Source organism: Flavobacterium sp. 21.1, from assembly GCF_057801535.1.
Genome location: NZ_JBYNXA010000002.1, coordinates 203848 through 220290, shown reverse-complemented (window position 1 = coordinate 220290; position 16443 = coordinate 203848). Strand labels below are relative to the sequence as shown.

Genomic DNA, 16443 nt, shown 5'->3' with positions numbered 1-16443 from the left:
TTTTCTATTTGTAGAAATAGAAAAATAAAAACAAGTACAACCACAAGAAATCAAGAAAGTGCCAAAACATCGCACCTAGCTCAATACCAAGGGTTTGACCAGAATTGTATTTTTGTTTAAAATGATTATAAATTATAATTAAAAGCGCCGCAATCCCCCCTATAAGGTGCACAACGTGCACAATAACGAAAGCATACAGAAAAGCAACCGTTATTGTACTGGAAGGTCCGGTTGGCACAAGACCACTTTTAAACAACTCGTTAAAACCCGAAAATTGTAGCCACACAAAAGTCACTGCCAATCCTAAGGTTATCAATAAAAAAACTGAGGTTTTACTCCTGTCATCCTTTTTAATGGAGAGCTTAGCCAAATGAAACGTAACACTGCTAATCAAAAGCACGATTGTACTAACAGCAAATACTCTTGGCACTACCAAATCACTGATCCAATCCGGACGGGATTTACTGATGACAAAAGCACTGGTTAACCCGGCGAAAACCATCAAAATACTGATCATTGCAAACCAAAGCAACATCTTATACGACCTTGCTTTTCTTTCATTATGCTCCTGGAGCGACATTTCCATTTCCATATACTATCGTAAAAATTTATCTATAACATATACCAACTGCAACAAAGAAATATAAGAAACGCTAACCAGCATAAGCTTTCTTGCTGCCTTCTCATCCATTTCTCTGTATAATTTCACTGCAAAATAAAGCATCCATAAACCTAACAACAACACTATGCCTGCAGCAATATAACTTAATTTCAAATCTCCTGTAAACCCTAACACCGGCAGCAATGATGCGATTATCAGCCAAACGGTATACAAAATGGTCTGCAGCGCGGTTTTCTTGTCCTGCTTACCTGTTGGCAACATAAAGAAACCTGCCTTTTCATAATCTTTATACAAAAACCAGCCAATTGCCCAGAAATGCGGAAACTGCCAGAAAAACTGAATCAAAAACAAGGTCCCAGCTTCAATTCCGAAATTATTGGTAGCTGCAACCCAACCCAACATAAAAGGAATGGCTCCGGGGAAGGCGCCCACAAAAACCGATAAGGGCGTAATTGTTTTTAAAGGAGTATAAACACAGGTATAAAGAAATATTGAAATTGCGCCGAACATGGCTGTTTTTGGATTGATACTATACAAAATAATCAATCCGATCAGCGTAAGAGCCGTACCAAGTATAAATGCGTTTTGCTTTGAAGTTCTTCCCGAAGGCAAAGGCCTATTCTTGGTCCTGTCCATCAAAACATCCAGATCTTTCTCAATGATCTGATTGTAAACATTGGAAGCTCCCACCATACAGTAACCTCCTATCGCAAGCAATATAAAAGTTACCCATGAAAAAGGAAATTCGTCAGAGACCCCCAAAAGATACCCGACAATGGATGAAAAAACCACACTGATAGCCAATCCGGCTTTTGTGATTTCTTTAAAATCAGTAAGTAAAGAGGTCAGCGTTAACGATTTACCCGAAGTATCCAATGCAGTTTTCATTTAATTGCCAAAATGGTGCGCAAATATACTTCAAAATTTATATTTCTCAATAGCAATCCTTTAAAATCAGGTTTTGAAACCAGTTTTAACAAAAAAAGGCAAACTTTTCAGCCTGCCTATACTTTTTATTATTTCAATCTTATTGTTGTTCCAAAATTTTCTTCAAATCTTTCAGACCTGTTTCCAAAGCCCCACCTAATTCTTTATCCATATCCACTGTTAAAAGGAATAAATTCATCGGATAATCCATATGACCCTTAAAACCCCACTTTACTTTGGTTTGGTTTGGCGAAAGATCTTCAGTCATGAAATAGGCATTATCTTCCGCTTCAAAAGGTTCTTTAAAACGCAATTTCATGTCGATTCTTTCATTCTCAACTATATTCACAATTTCTTGTTCCCCTTTACCAACTTCATTATTTTCACTGTCCCAAGAATACACAAATCCCACTTCCCCATCTGTCCCTTTGAATTCCCTTTTCGAATTAGGATCTTTTTTGTTCCAGACGCTGAAATTATCCTGATTCTTCATCATTCTGATATACTTGAAGACCTCCGCTTCCGGTTTATTTATTACAACCTCGCGTTCTAAAGCATAGTCTTTCTTAACAAAAAGCCCGGCAACCAATAAGATTACCACAATGGAGAGAACAAATAAAAGTAATTTCTTTACAATTTTCATACAGTTTGTTTTTTAAGTTGGCTCTTAAATGTACGAAAAAAAATCATAAAACCTTAAAAATCATAATACCAGTTAAACAAATCGGATCGTAACCCTACAGAAAACCAAGTCGTATCCGATTTAAAAGTAGTTGCGGTGTCCTTGGTAGGATCAAAATTTCTGTAAATCAAATTTCCAAAAATTTTCAGGTTCATTGCCGGATTCACAACATAACCCGCTTGTAAATCCCCAATCAGTATAGTAGTTTTATTCCCCTGACCGACTTTTACACCGGTATCCGCATAACGGTCCGCTTCGTATGTTCGATAAATATCACCGCCGTAATTGGAATTCGGAATCGAAGCGCCAGCTGCCGGTTTTTCAAAATCGAATCCTTTCACACCGTAAGTCAACTTCGCATTTGCAAACCACCTGCCTTTATAATAACGTCCAATCACCGCTAATTCATAAAAATTCGCGCCCCACATATGCCCCATACTCTGATTGTTGTGACCATAATTTGTAATAGGATCGCTATGAGAATACACATACGGACGAACCAAATTGAACTCCGTCTGAACCATAAGATTCTTAACTTTAAAAGCGTCGTAATATTTAGCTCCTAATTGATAGGCAAATTTGTTCTTCCAGCTTTGATTGCCGGACTTCATATCGTCCAGTGAAAATTCGTCAAGGAAAAACTGACCATACAGATTCACTTTGCTGTTCCATTTGTATTTTGAAGCAAAACCTAAAGTAGCATTTCCACTTTTTGATGAAGACGAAAACTCCACGGAACGGAAGAAGATAATCGGATTCACAAAACTCATATCAAATCCTCTGTTATTAGTATCCGTCCAGATAACCGATTCAAACAAACCTATATTCAAACGTTTTGACACATTCCAGCTTAAATAGTGATTCGCCATGTATTTTGATGCATAGGTCCCGTCCACCGTAACTTCGGGACGAACATCTTTCAGCCACATATACGTATTGGTATATTTGATTTTCCAGAATGTGGTATTGATTTTAAAATAAGGATAAGGACTGGCCGCATCACTGGTAAATAGCGAACGATACCCGTCTCCGATGAAATTACGACCGTACCCCAACTGAAGATTGATGAATTTCGCAGGCGCAAACATCAGATTAGCGTCGGCAGAAGGAAAATCGTAAGCATCTGTTTTAAATTCCTTTGCAATACCAATTCCTGGAATAATCGCCGGGTTTCCACCCGAAGGCCTAATAGATTCCGCATACTGATTGTAATAATCTGCAAATCTACCCTGACTTTCATAAATCGATGTCGTAAAAAATAACTGTTCGCCAAGACCTCCCTGCACATTAATTCCGCGGGTATTCACGAACGTATTATCAACGGTTTCACTGCTGAAGTCCTTCCCTAAACGGAAATCAAAAATCGGATCCATGGTAAACCAATAAATATCCCCCTGAAGTGCTATTAAATGTTCATTCCACAATTTTCGACCAAACCAGGACTGCTTATTCAGCAAATTCCTTTTATAATCTTTTTCTAAATCCTGATATTTAGAGACTTCGGCATAAGTATATGGTTTCGACGCCGTATGGTTGTTTGTGCCGACCTGATTCAAAGAAGGATCAAACTCGTTGTAAACAGCGTGCGTAAAAGGAATATTCAAACTGCTCTTATACTGCGGATTATCAAATTTTTTATAAGGTACCGATTCGAATTCCTTTGATTCCGATTTAGGGTCGATCGTAGCATTTTTATTTGATTGATCCGCTATTGCCGGTGCTCCAAAAACGGGAGGTTGAACCAATGGAATAGCAATTTTGATGGAAAACTTAGAATATACCGGTTTTCCATTGTATTTGGAAGGTTCCACTTTTGGCAACAGCGAAAACACACGTTTCGTCTCGTCTGTTAGCTCGGGATAAGCAGTATCAGTATAAAGCACTTTAAATGTTCCGGTAGTATCAACTTCAAAAAGTGCGATTACCGAACCTTTGAAATTTTTATCCGTTACGGATTGAGGCACCTTAAAATTTGTGTAGACAAAATTCTGTAGGGTATTATGAAAACATGCTTCCTGCTGACCCACAGTTGCCATCTTACATTCAGGGAAGACAGGAAACTGCTCCGTTGGATGGGTTTGTGCAGCAACAAATTGGCTCAAGCCGAAAGAAAAAAGTAACGCTATTAAATATTTCATTTTATCAATTGCTTTATAACTGTTCAATATTTCCACCTAAAAGGCACAAAATCGAATTCAATATTCATTTGGGGAAGCCTGTCCGTTTGCAATGGCTTTGGCTGATGACGTTCCGATTCGTTTTACGCCCAAAGAAATCATCTCCAGCGCTTCCTCATAGGTTCGCACCCCGCCTGCCGCCTTCACCGACAACGGAAAAGCATTTTCAATTATTAATTTTACGGATGGGATTGTCGCGCCATTAGGCTTTCCGGACTCTGTCTTATAGAAACCTGTTGATGATTTCACAAAGACATTTGCATATTGCTCTTCTTTAAAATTAGCGAGAACCACATTTTTGATAAGTGCGGTTAGCTGAACAATCTGATGATCGTTCATGGCAGCCACTTCAATAATCCATTTGACGATTCTGTTATGAAAAAGTCCAAGTTTCGTTCCTGCCAGCACCTGCTTTTTAACGTGTTCAAGCTCTCCTCTTTTAAAAGCCTCATAATCCACCACAAAATCAAGATCATCAGCCCCGTTCACAATTGCTGTTTCTGCCTCTTTAAGAGCTTCCGTCAGCAGTCCGTCTCCGTTTGGAAAATCAATGACAGTACCTACATTGACCTTAGAACTAGAAGCAACAATCATCTCTTTAGCTAAGGCCACCATATCAGGTCGGATCATGATCAGTTTGAATTTTTCATCGATCGCCTCCTGTACAAAACCTTTTACCACATCAATGTTCTGAGCTTTGGTCAAACCAGCCTGGGAAGCCGTCTTCAAATAGGTAGAATCCAAATATTGTCTTATATCCATGCGATAAAAATAAAAAAATCCCACCGAAGTGGGAGATTTATTTGTACTATTTTTTTGAAGCGCCTTACTTCTTTGGTCTTATTATGAGATACAAAACCAGGACTGCGATAACACTGCCGGATGTATTAGCAACAACATCTAACAGATCTGCCTGTCTTGATGTGGTGAAAAGTCCCTGACAGATTTCAATAACTCCACCGTATATAAGCGAGGAACCCAAAACAATCAAGGCCTTTCGCGTAAAAGTCCATTTTGGAAATTCTTTCGAAAGAAACAAGAACCATAATATGGAAAAGACCAAATAAAAAAAGGAATGAACCGTTTTGTCTTTCCCGAAAACCGTTACGGTGGGCACTTTCTCCATGCTAATCAAGCAGGCCGCCGCGATTGCAATTGTCCAAAGTAACGCTAAAAGAAAATTTTTCTTATGCTCCAATTAGCGCTTTGTATTCTTCGCTTGACATCAATGAATCTATTTCAGAAGCATCAGAAATTTTAACTTTAACCATCCATCCTGCTCCGTATGCATCTGAATTCACAGCTTCTGGTGTCGTTTCCAACTCTTCATTGAATTCGATAATCTCACCTGAAAGCGGTAAGAACAAATCAGAAACCGTTTTCACAGCTTCAACTGTTCCGAAAACTTCGTCTTTTGCTAAAGTCTGATCTAAGGTTTCCACTTCAACATATACGATATCCCCAAGTTCTTTCTGTGCAAAATCTGTAATCCCTACAGTTGCTACATCGCCATCAAGGCTAACCCATTCATGGTCTTTTGTGTACTTTAAATTAGCTGGTATATTCATTGTGTTTATTTTTATTCGACAAATGTAAATTTATTCGCTTGAACTATAAAATGTTTTTTCTTTAATTTCCGAAGTTATATCGAAGCGTTAATCCCGAACGGATGTTCGTAATCGGGAAAGTCGTAGATATAACCGCTTTTGAGAACGAATGATCATAATAGAAAATAGCCGTCAAATTTCTGCTGAAAGAATAATCAGCCGTGAATTTGATTGACCAGATATTTTGACCACCACCCAACTGATTGTTATCGTAATCCAAATAACGAACTATCGTTTTATTATTTCTGAAAGAAACGTCCGCTTTCAAGTTAATATCACTTTTGATCACACCGGAAGGATCATCAGACAGCGACGAAGTAAAAGTTACGTCTTTAACACGGTATCCCAATCCGACAATATATTCATTTCCTTTAACCTCTGTAAGAAGGTTATTATCAAAACTTAATGACAGCGCACGGTCTTTCTTCATTTCCGCAAGGACTTTAATAGAGCTCTTCATTTCAAAATCCACTCTGATCAGCGGATTGAACTGCTCTACTAAATTCACATTCGAAATAATGTCTTTAGTCGGATAATTAACCGTTCCCGAAGACACATCCGGATTTGGATTCTCATAATACTCAAAATTAGAGCGGTAAGAATTCAAAGTATACGCAGCGCGATAGCCGTGCTGCAATGAGAAACGCTTGAATTTATCTTTAAACCAATCATATCGCATTAAGCCGGTATATTTAACATTCCAGTTCGGCAGTGGGAAATCCCGGAACGGACTTGTACTGATTTTCGAAGCATCTGTTCCTTTATAAGCCGCATAGAATGCCGGAAGTAATACCGCCTGACTGTTTTTACCGTAGCCTTTAGGATAACCTTCCGCATCAATGTTCGCAGGATTGTTAATGTCAATTCCGCGTTCTGTGGCCAATCGGTTTGCAATTTTCAATCGATTTTCTCTGAAATCGTCAAAGGCTGCTGAAACATTTTCATCACTTTTAGTGAAGGCGGTTCCGATCAGAATGGTCGACATCGAGTAATTTCCAAAACTGTATGGCGAACGCGAGTGGTACACACTGTTACCATCCACGTCATATTGCTCGGAAAAATTCTTACTCTTAAGCCAGTCGGCCAATATATCGATTTTAAAATCCGGGAATGGCTCCAACTGTCCCGTTATATTCAGTACTTTATTGTCTATCTGCGTGAAGCTTTGGTTAAACTCCGGATAATAGGTTAACCATCCGTTTTTAGCAGCTTCATAACGAACATCCGCCTGGCTACCCAACACAAAACCTACAGAAGGTTTTGTAGTTCCGAGGAAACCTACTCTCGGCAAATATCCGGGAAGCATTGTCCCTTCAGTTTGTGTATAATTTACCCCTATCGTTTTTACCATGGTAACTAAACCGATCATTCTTTGCGCAAACAAACTACGTTCTTCCGGTGCATTCGTAGGTGCTGCCGTAACTTTCTGTCCCGGTTTTGGCGCCGCCGGTTTCGGCTGTGGTTTAGCAGCAGTGTTCTTTTTAGCGGTCAGACCGATATATTTATAGAACAAATCCATAGTCAGCGTATTGTTCAGCTTATGCGATGCTGCATTCTGAATCGTGTTGCCCAACGAAAAATCCACACCCTGATAAGAAACAGATGAAAGCGCATCGGAAGAACGTTGCCAACTGTAATCACTGGTATACGAATAAACGGATTTCAGGAATGACAGGAAAGGAATTTTATTCAGCGGCAGGTCGTAATTTACGATCAACTGCTGTGTATGCAAATTAGATTCCCCAATATTGAAATAATCATCCCAAACCGACAGTCCTTCGATAGGAACTTTGTTCTCATCGAAATAATTACGCACGATGTTGTTTGTAGCCGCATTGTAGCTGAAGCGAAGTGCTTTTGAAAAACTGTAATTGAACCCGTAATTGTAGTTATACAAATAATTTCTTCTGTAAAGCGGATCCAAGCCGATACCTTCCACTTCAACCTGTCTGAATTCCTGTCTGTTGTACTGACGAAGAATATTCGTGGAGAAGGAAACCGTTGTCGGAAGATAGCTGAAATTAAAGTCGCTCAACAATTTCCAGTAACTGCTTTTCTTCATGAATTTATTATTCTTCAAAGGCTCAACCGAATTCGGTTTAAACGCAAAAGCATAATCAACCGACGACTTCACCTGTTGATCCAGTAAACTCTGAATCTGGAAATCGTGGTGTTCCATTTCATTGTAGGAATGGGAGAACGTGAAATTTTCCGGATCATAAACATGCTGCTTCTGATCTGCAGTTCTTTCCTTCTTAACACCAATGAAATTAATGCTGGTACGCTTCGTATAATCGATGGCGCGCTCTTCAATATTATCGCGTTCAGCTGCATCCTGAGTAACATCCAATAAGGTTTGCAGTTCGATATCCTGATAGAAAGGATCATATTTCGGCGTGATGGTTTCTTCACCTACAGCATAGTTGAACGGTATGGTCAGGGCCCACTTCTTCGGAAGTAATTTCCCGGCATTCACATTGGTAACTAAATTGTATTGAAGAACATCTTCACGACTTCTTTCATTCGGACCTTCTTCCAATCCTCCAAACCCGATGGTTGTTCTTCTACCAGCTGCGGAAAGATCGGCAAAATCTGCAAAGTTGGTATCCATAGCAGCCACAGCTGCCCATCCTCCTTTGTTATCCATGTCAGACATACGCAATTCGTTGAACCATACTTCCCCACGGATTGTTTTACCTGGATTCGTTCTGTTTCGAACACCGACCATTAAGGTTCTGACCAAACCGAAATTCGGATTTCCTTTCACCCCTATTCGTAACAGGTTTTCTTTACCTGACAAGGATCCATCAAGAAAATCCTCGTTCACAAACTGGATTCCGTCCGACAAATCATCATCCGGAGGAAGTGTCCCCTGCAAGGCACGAATCTTTAATTGCGTAAGCAACGACAACGCCAAGTCAATTTCATTCGACGTAGGCCAAATTTTTGCAGGATCGGTTTCACCAAAAGCCGTTGGTTTCAATGGAATCTGAACTTCATAGAAATTCTGTGAAAAGTCATTACCGAAACGAAGGAAAGCCACCATTTCATCATTTTGCAGATCGGTGCTGGTTTCTAACGATTCCGCATGTAAAAACATACGTAACTTTTTGAACTGACGCATATCCACATTCACATTCTTAAATACGGAACGGGCATCTTTTTCTTCCAATCCGCCTGTCGGTGATCCATCTTTACTATATACGCGCAATGATAACGATTGCTCGTTCTGATCAATGATTGAGTTATTATTATTTAATTGCTCACGCGATACCCCCGGAGGCATTACGTAAGGAATCGGATTTCTGTCCCCGTTCTCCTGAATATTCAATGACATCACATCAAAACCGGTATTATCATCAGACACATCCGGGTCATTATTATCCATAGAAGACAAATAACGTCTCCATTCGCCACGAACCAAATCCAATGATCCGAAACGCAGTGTTACCTCTTCCGGAAATTCGGTCAGGAACATTCTCATGAAACGAATCGAACGGAAATCGGAAATCGAACCAACCGTATTGGCAGCAGTAGCCTCCAGAATAGGAACTTTATAAAGTACCCATCTCACTTTAGTTGTACCGTTTGTGATCGGCACCGCATCATTTACCCTTGTATCGACAACATAATTCTGTCCGATCACGGGATTCGGCGTAATCGGTATTTCAAATTTATAATAGGCGTTAATCGTATTCATGGTATTGTCACGGTTAACATCCTCCACGTCCGGCAATGTCGTAGATCCTCTGTTTGTATCCGACAAAGCTACAGGCGAGTTGCCTTCCAGGCCGTTGTAATTTCTATAGCGAACCAATACGTTCCCGCTGGCATTCAGATAATACTGATAGTTATCTGCCGAAGGGTCCGGATTGGCTGCAAAAGAAGGATGTTTAACCGCCTCTTCTGCATCGCTTAAACCATTTAACCCTAAGTCTTGCACGGCACGATTCCCCTCATCCGAATCAAAAGCATAAATTAAGGATTGCGCCGAAGGTATTTTCCCCCAGTTTGTGGAATAGGTCGGCAAAGTAGAACCTACTTCCGGCAATCCGTTTTCATATAGTTTTCTTCCATCAGTAAGAATATCTTCCGATATCTCTCCCAAGTTGATCGTCAGTTTACCCGTGTTCGTTACCGGAGTTGTGTCACCCGGATTTTGACCGTAATAAGGATCCATCATCCAAAATTGGATGTATTCCACATTGGATTGTTCAAAGTTCGTGGAATTGATGGCTCGCATAATACCACCCCAGTTATTGGTAGGATTGGCTAAGGCGTTGGTACCGGGATCTGCCAACGGACTGTAATTATACGGTCCTCTTTCAGCAGGGTAATAAGTTAAATCTAATGTGCTTACGACAGTGGATTGTCCCTGTGCAATATCAACATTCGGATACAATTCATCACTATAAATCCTTCTTACCCTATTGGTAAGCATATCGGCTTCCGAAATTCCGTCCGGTCGCTGTGATTCGACATAAAATACCGGATCAATGGTATACCAGGACAACTTGGCTCTTTTATACCCTACGGATAAATCATCTGAAGGTGGACTTGTAGTTTCACCAGGAACCCCATCCAAATCGCCTTCCAAAGGAGTACTACCCAAATACCAGGCCTGAGGCGCTCTCATGTCAATGGTAGATTGCGATCCTTCAAAATCATCAATATAAATTGTAGCTTCACCGTTAAAACTGTCATTCTTCGACGCATCCGGCATTAGGTAAGCAATCTCTCCACGGAAAGAGAAATTAGACGGCACATCGGTATCAAGATTCGGTAATTTATTAACAAGACGAGTAAACAGCGGAACTTCTGTTGAGAAATTCCCGTTCATCCCCACGATAGTATTATTTACCGATTCCTGTCCGTAGTTCGATTTTTGCGTAAACGGCTTCTCAGACATCCGCAGGAAGGTTCCCGCCAACTGGAATTTATCGCTGAATTTATGCTCCACGTTAACTCCGAAAAAACGTCGGGTCTGCTGACCGAAAACTGAATTGTTCTCGAGAGAAACATCAATCGGTGCATTGGCCAGCGTAGGATCAAGGATCTGAACACGCCCTCTTTGATAGTCCACCGTATAGTCCACACCTTCTACCAAAACACGTCCGCCGGTAGAAACCACAACCGAACCTTGAGGTACATTGAAGGCTCCAATGGAAATACCTTCACCGCCGACTGATTTGAATTTTCCTTTTAACTGAAACTTATTTTTATCACTGTCTTGAAGTGCTAACGCCTGGGTCTTCTTATAAAGGTTTCGGAATACGTATTTCGTCTGGTTGGCATTATAACCTGCCAGTGGATCATCATAATTTTCCAACGGACTCGAACGTAACTTCTCGAACAAAAGTTTACCGAAGGGCTCTACCGTGGTATAAATGATTCGACCGTTTTGTGTATCAACGGTCATCCCGGGAATAAAATCGAAGAAACCATCTCCGCCTACCTGAGGGTCATTAGTGTAATTTAATTTATCGAGATTGAAGACCTTTAATAACGGTGTACTGGTAACCTGATCCTCCGGACTCGGCAGAGGTGGCACCAGATTAATATAGTTTAACGGTGACGGATCAGTATAAAGAATATTGAATCTGAAATCCTCCTGTGACAACTGATATGCTCCCGGAATCTGATAGATATTTTTCATCATTAAATTCCAAACCGGCTGATCGATGTTGTTCAGGTTACTTTTTAACATCTTCAGGATCAAACTCTGTGTCGTCGGTATACCGCCGCTTACATCCGTTGCATCAACACCGTCGGTTCCAAATTCCCCCACCTGATAAATTTCATCACCAATACTATACTGGTAAGCAACTGCCAATACTTCGTCATTTGCCAATCGCTGGTTTAAGGAAATATAACCTAATTGCGGATGAAAAGTATAGTCATTAGGCGATAACTTTCTTGCATTTTCCAGTTTGGCATAATCCCTGCCTTCTACAGCTGCCAGTGGCGGATTGAAACCGTTAGACGCCGTTGCAATATCCCTGATTGCAGGGTTTAATAATCCTGTTGGAGCGCCAATAAGTGCAGGATCCAAAAGGTTATTACCGTTGTTGGACGGCGCATTAAATGTTGTTCCATTATAAAAACCGGGAATCCCCTGATTATGAACACCGACCGTCGAAGCAGTAATATCGGTACCGGCCGCATCGGTCAACTGACCTTCCCCTAAATCCTGTAAAGCAAGGATATTTCTTAAGTTGTTATCATTTGCATTGATACGATTTTGCTTGTTGGTAATCCAGACTTCAATACGAGTTACCTGAACCCTGCTGCTAATAACGGGATAAGTTGCTAATGCTTCGTCATATTTATTTCGGAAGTACTGCGAAAGAAAATAATGTCGGTCATTATCATAATCTAATGCGAATAACTCGAAATCCTGCAATGTCCCGCCGCCTTGTGCCGTAACGGATTTCGTTTGCGATTTTTGCTCTGAGAACACTCCGGTAACTGTTGTTTTACCGAACTGTAATTGTGTTTTAACCCCAAATAAACTCTGGGCTCCGCGGATCAAAGAACTGTTTAACGGAAAACTCACGTTACCGACCTCAATCTTACGGATAATATCATCTTCTGTAGGGGTGTATTCTAATTTTATAAGGTTTTGGAACGCAAAAGTCGACTGCGTATCATAATTGATATTCACCATTAAACGGGTTCCGACCTTACCCTGCAAACTCAAACTGATTCGTTGGTCGAAGTCGAAGGTAAGACTCTTTCTGTTTCTTGGTGAGAAAGCGGGATTGTCCTGTTTTGTAAATCGGATACCCAAATCCATTTCGACAGACCCGGTAGGCTTAATATCAATGGTATTACCTCCGAAGATGGTTTCAAACAAACCGGAATTCACATAATATCTTGGCAATAAATCTTTTTTGGCTGCTTCAGCACCTTCTTTTTTGCCATCGATAGCGTCCAGTTTCTTTTGATAATAATCCCGGATGGACTCTCTGGTCAAGAGTTCTTCATACTCTTTGGGAGTCAAAATGATGGGATAATTTATATTAAAGCCATCGAAAGTTTTGGTATATATATAGCGATCAGTCACCGGATCATACGTATATGCTTCGGTGATGCTCTGCGGATTTCCTAATTGCAAGTGCCCTAAATCAACTCCGTTCTTTACAGAATCCTTCTCTTCTTCATCAACTTGCGCCTGAATGGAAACACCAAAAAACAGTATAAGCAGGGATAACCCAAATTTAAGAATCTTGAAAAAGTCTTTACTATGCGTTTTCAAATGACTAGAGATTTTTTAAAGCTAGTTTAATAATAGTTTCCACAGAAGCGTTTCCGTCTTCTTTAACAATTTTATCGACAACTTTTTCAGCTGATTTTCGGACAAATCCTAAAACTTCCAAAGCAGATAACGCTTCATCCTTATTTGTATTGCTTTGTGAAAAGGATACTTCATCCAGATTATATATTTTCAATGCTTTATCCTTCAGATCCAGAATAATTCGCTGGGCGGTTTTGGCTCCGATTCCTTTGATAGACTGAACGGTGCCGACATCGCCGGAAGCAATGGCCTGAATAATTTGTTGTGGCGCAATGGATGAGAGCATCGTTCTTGCGGTACTTGCACCCACCCCTGAAACGGATAGTAATAATTTAAACAGTTCTCTTTCGGCTTTTTCAACGAAACCGAATAAAGTATGAGCATCTTCTTTGACCTGAAGAAACGTAAACAACTTCAAATAGTCGGATTCCGGGAGCAACGAAAAAGTGTGCAACGAAATATTTACACTGTAACCTACTCCATTGCAGTCAATTACGACTTCGGTAGGTGTTTTTTCAACAAGTTTCCCCTGAATATGCGTGATCATATGTAGTAATTAATCTATCAAAAATAAGAAAAATCTTTTATCCTGATAATCAGAACCGAGCAAGTTCCTATTTATCGGATAAAAGATTATCTGAAATTATTGTTTTAAAGCCTGTTTTAATTTTTTTTCTTTTTCCTGAGCATCCACAACGGCAACGGCTGCCATATTCACCATTTCTTCTACGCTGGCTCCTAATTGGAAAATGTGAACCGGTTTGTCCAAGCCCATCATAATTGGCCCGATCGACATTACCTTATTCAATTCCTTCAGCATCTTATAAGTAATATTAGCCGAATCCAAGTTAGGGAATACCAAAGTATTCACTTTTTTATTCGCCAATTTTGAGAACGGGAATTTGCTGGCCAGCATTTCCTGGTTCAGCGCAAAATCAGTTTGGATTTCACCGTCCACGATTAAGTCCGGATGGTGTTCATGTAAAATAGCCACCGCTTTTCTTATTTTCACCGCACTCTCAGCCGATGAAGATCCGAAATTGGAGAAAGAAACCATAGCAATTACCGGCTCCATTCCGAACATTCTAACGGTCTTAGCAGCCATCAAAGCGATTCTTGCCAAATCTTCCGGCTCAGGGTTCGGGTTGATAGCAGTATCGGCCAAAAACACAGGACCACGTTTGGTCATCATCATGTTCGTGGTTGCAATACGGTGTACCCCCTGCTGTCTTGGTATTAACTCCAACATAGGTTTCACTACAGTCGGATAACTTCTGGAATATCCGGTAACCAAAGCATCTGCTTCGCCTTCATTTACCATCATAGCGGCAAAATAATTACGCTCGCGCATCCATTTTTGGGCATCTAACAATGAAGTCCCTCTTCTTCTTCTGGATTCCCAGTATACGTTGGCAAACCGATTTCTTCTTTCTTCTTCTTCTTTCGTTTTAGGATCGATGATAACCACATCTTCGTCAAAACCGATTTCTTCTTTCAGTTCCAGAATCGTTTCTTTATTTCCTAATAAAATTGGTGTTCCAATGCCTTCTTCCATAACGATCTGAGCTGCTTTCAATACGTCCAGATGGTCAGCTTCGGCAAAAATTACTTTTTTAGGATCCGTTTTCGCGCGGTTATGGAGCAAACGGACCATTTTGTTGTCGGAGCCCATTCGTTCTAAAAGTTCATCGCGGTATTTATCCCAATCCGTGATAGGTGCTAAAGCAACGCCTGATTCCATCGCAGCTTTTGCCACGGCCGGCGGCACTTCGGCGATTAATCGCGGATCGAATGGTTTCGGGATGATATAATCGCGACCGAATGTCAGTTTTGTTTCTCCGTACGCAACATTAACCTGCTCCGGTACAGAGGCTTTTGCGAGGTTTGCCAAAGCTACTACCGCAGCTTTTTTCATCTCTTCGTTAATTTTTGTAGCTCGAACATCCAAAGCACCACGGAAAATGAATGGGAATCCCAAAACATTATTCACCTGGTTAGGATGATCGGAACGACCGGTTGCCATAATGATGTCTTTACGTGTTGCAATAGCCAAATCGTATCTGATTTCCGGTGTTGGATTCGCCATGGCAAAAACAATCGGATTATCAGCCATGCTCAACAGCATTTCAGGGGTCACGATATCACCGGAAGACAATCCGATGAAAACATCCGAACCTTTCATGGCATCGGCAAGCCCGTCAAAATGTTTATCGGTAGCATAGGCGCGTTGCATCTCGGAAATTTTCGGATCATCCTTACGTAAAGCACCTTTACTGTTGAACATTACGATATTTTCGCGTTTAACTCCGAAAGAAACATATAGGTTCGCGCACGCAATCGCTGCTGAACCTGCTCCGGAGACAACCATTTTGACTTCATCCATTTTCTTTCCGGCCAATTCCACTGCATTAAGCAATGCGGCCGATGAGATAATTGCGGTTCCGTGCTGGTCGTCGTGCATTACCGGAATGTTCAGTTCTTCCACTAAACGTCTTTCGATTTCAAAAGACTCCGGTGCTTTAATATCTTCTAAATTGATTCCTCCGAAAGTCGGAGCAATATTTTTTACCGTTTCAATGAATTTTTCAACATCTTTGGTATCTACTTCGATATCAAAAACATCAATATCGGCAAAGATTTTAAACAAAAGTCCTTTTCCTTCCATTACTGGCTTTGAGGCTTCGGGACCGATATCTCCTAAACCTAAAACAGCAGTACCGTTTGAAATTACGGCTACTAAATTTCCTTTTGCAGTATATTTATAAACGTTTTCAACGTCTTTTTCAATCTCTAAACAAGGTTCTGCTACTCCTGGCGAATAGGCCAATGCTAAGTCTCTTTGAGTAGCGTATTTTTTGGTTGGAACAACCTGAATTTTCCCGGGCGTTGGTTTGGCGTGGTATAATAAAGCTTCTCTCCTTTTACTGTCTTTATGCATGGTTTGTTTATTTACTAACTAACAAAGATAAAAGGATGATGATAATAATTGAAATTTTTATCCCTATTCTTTGAAAAAGTTTTCATTTCATTTTTTTCTTACCAAAATTCTGTTTCTCCAAGTAATTGATTTTAACCGTTTCAGGTTTTGAGAAGCAAAAAATCCAAAACAACCACTCCGAAAAAAATATTGC

General features: G+C 40.4%; 10 protein-coding genes. All 10 read right to left on the bottom strand.

From position 1 onward, the window contains the following. Positions 1-4: 4 nt before the first annotated feature. Complete coding sequence (locus AC3E9U_RS04345; protein ID WP_488745689.1) at positions 5-592, bottom strand: cytochrome c oxidase subunit 3; 588 nt, start codon at positions 590-592, stop codon at positions 5-7. A gap of 3 nt (positions 593-595) precedes the next feature. Then, complete coding sequence (gene cyoE / locus AC3E9U_RS04340) at positions 596-1510, bottom strand: heme o synthase (protein WP_488745688.1); 915 nt, start codon at positions 1508-1510, stop codon at positions 596-598. A 139-nt stretch (positions 1511-1649) separates the two neighbouring features. Beyond that, a complete protein-coding gene (locus tag AC3E9U_RS04335) occupies positions 1650-2192 on the bottom strand; it encodes an SRPBCC family protein (protein ID WP_488745687.1) in 543 nt (180 codons plus the stop codon). 53 nt (positions 2193-2245) lie between these two features. Beyond that, a complete protein-coding gene (locus AC3E9U_RS04330; protein ID WP_488745686.1) occupies positions 2246-4369 on the bottom strand; it encodes a gliding motility protein RemB in 2124 nt (707 codons plus the stop codon). A gap of 57 nt (positions 4370-4426) precedes the next feature. Beyond that, positions 4427-5170, bottom strand: coding sequence for a deoxyribose-phosphate aldolase (deoC, locus tag AC3E9U_RS04325; RefSeq protein ID WP_488745685.1), 744 nt, complete (start codon positions 5168-5170; stop codon positions 4427-4429). Positions 5171-5234: 64 nt separating this feature from the next. Continuing rightward, complete coding sequence (locus AC3E9U_RS04320) at positions 5235-5534, bottom strand: VanZ family protein (RefSeq protein WP_488745684.1); 300 nt, start codon at positions 5532-5534, stop codon at positions 5235-5237. 61 nt (positions 5535-5595) lie between these two features. Continuing rightward, positions 5596-5976, bottom strand: coding sequence for a glycine cleavage system protein GcvH (gcvH, locus tag AC3E9U_RS04315; RefSeq protein ID WP_488745683.1), 381 nt, complete (start codon positions 5974-5976; stop codon positions 5596-5598). 61 nt (positions 5977-6037) lie between these two features. Beyond that, positions 6038-13243 (bottom strand): T9SS outer membrane translocon Sov/SprA, encoded by a 7206-nt coding sequence (gene sov / locus AC3E9U_RS04310; protein WP_488746133.1) that lies wholly within the window; start codon positions 13241-13243, stop codon positions 6038-6040. Between the two features lie 34 nt (positions 13244-13277). Then, positions 13278-13859: a Holliday junction branch migration protein RuvA gene (gene ruvA, locus AC3E9U_RS04305; protein WP_488745682.1), complete on the bottom strand. Its 582-nt coding sequence runs from the start codon at positions 13857-13859 to the stop codon at positions 13278-13280. A gap of 96 nt (positions 13860-13955) precedes the next feature. Further along, positions 13956-16250 carry an NADP-dependent malic enzyme gene (locus AC3E9U_RS04300; protein WP_488745681.1) on the bottom strand — a complete coding sequence of 765 codons (2295 nt, stop codon included), beginning with the start codon at positions 16248-16250 and terminating at the stop codon, positions 13956-13958. Positions 16251-16443: the final 193 nt, after the last annotated feature.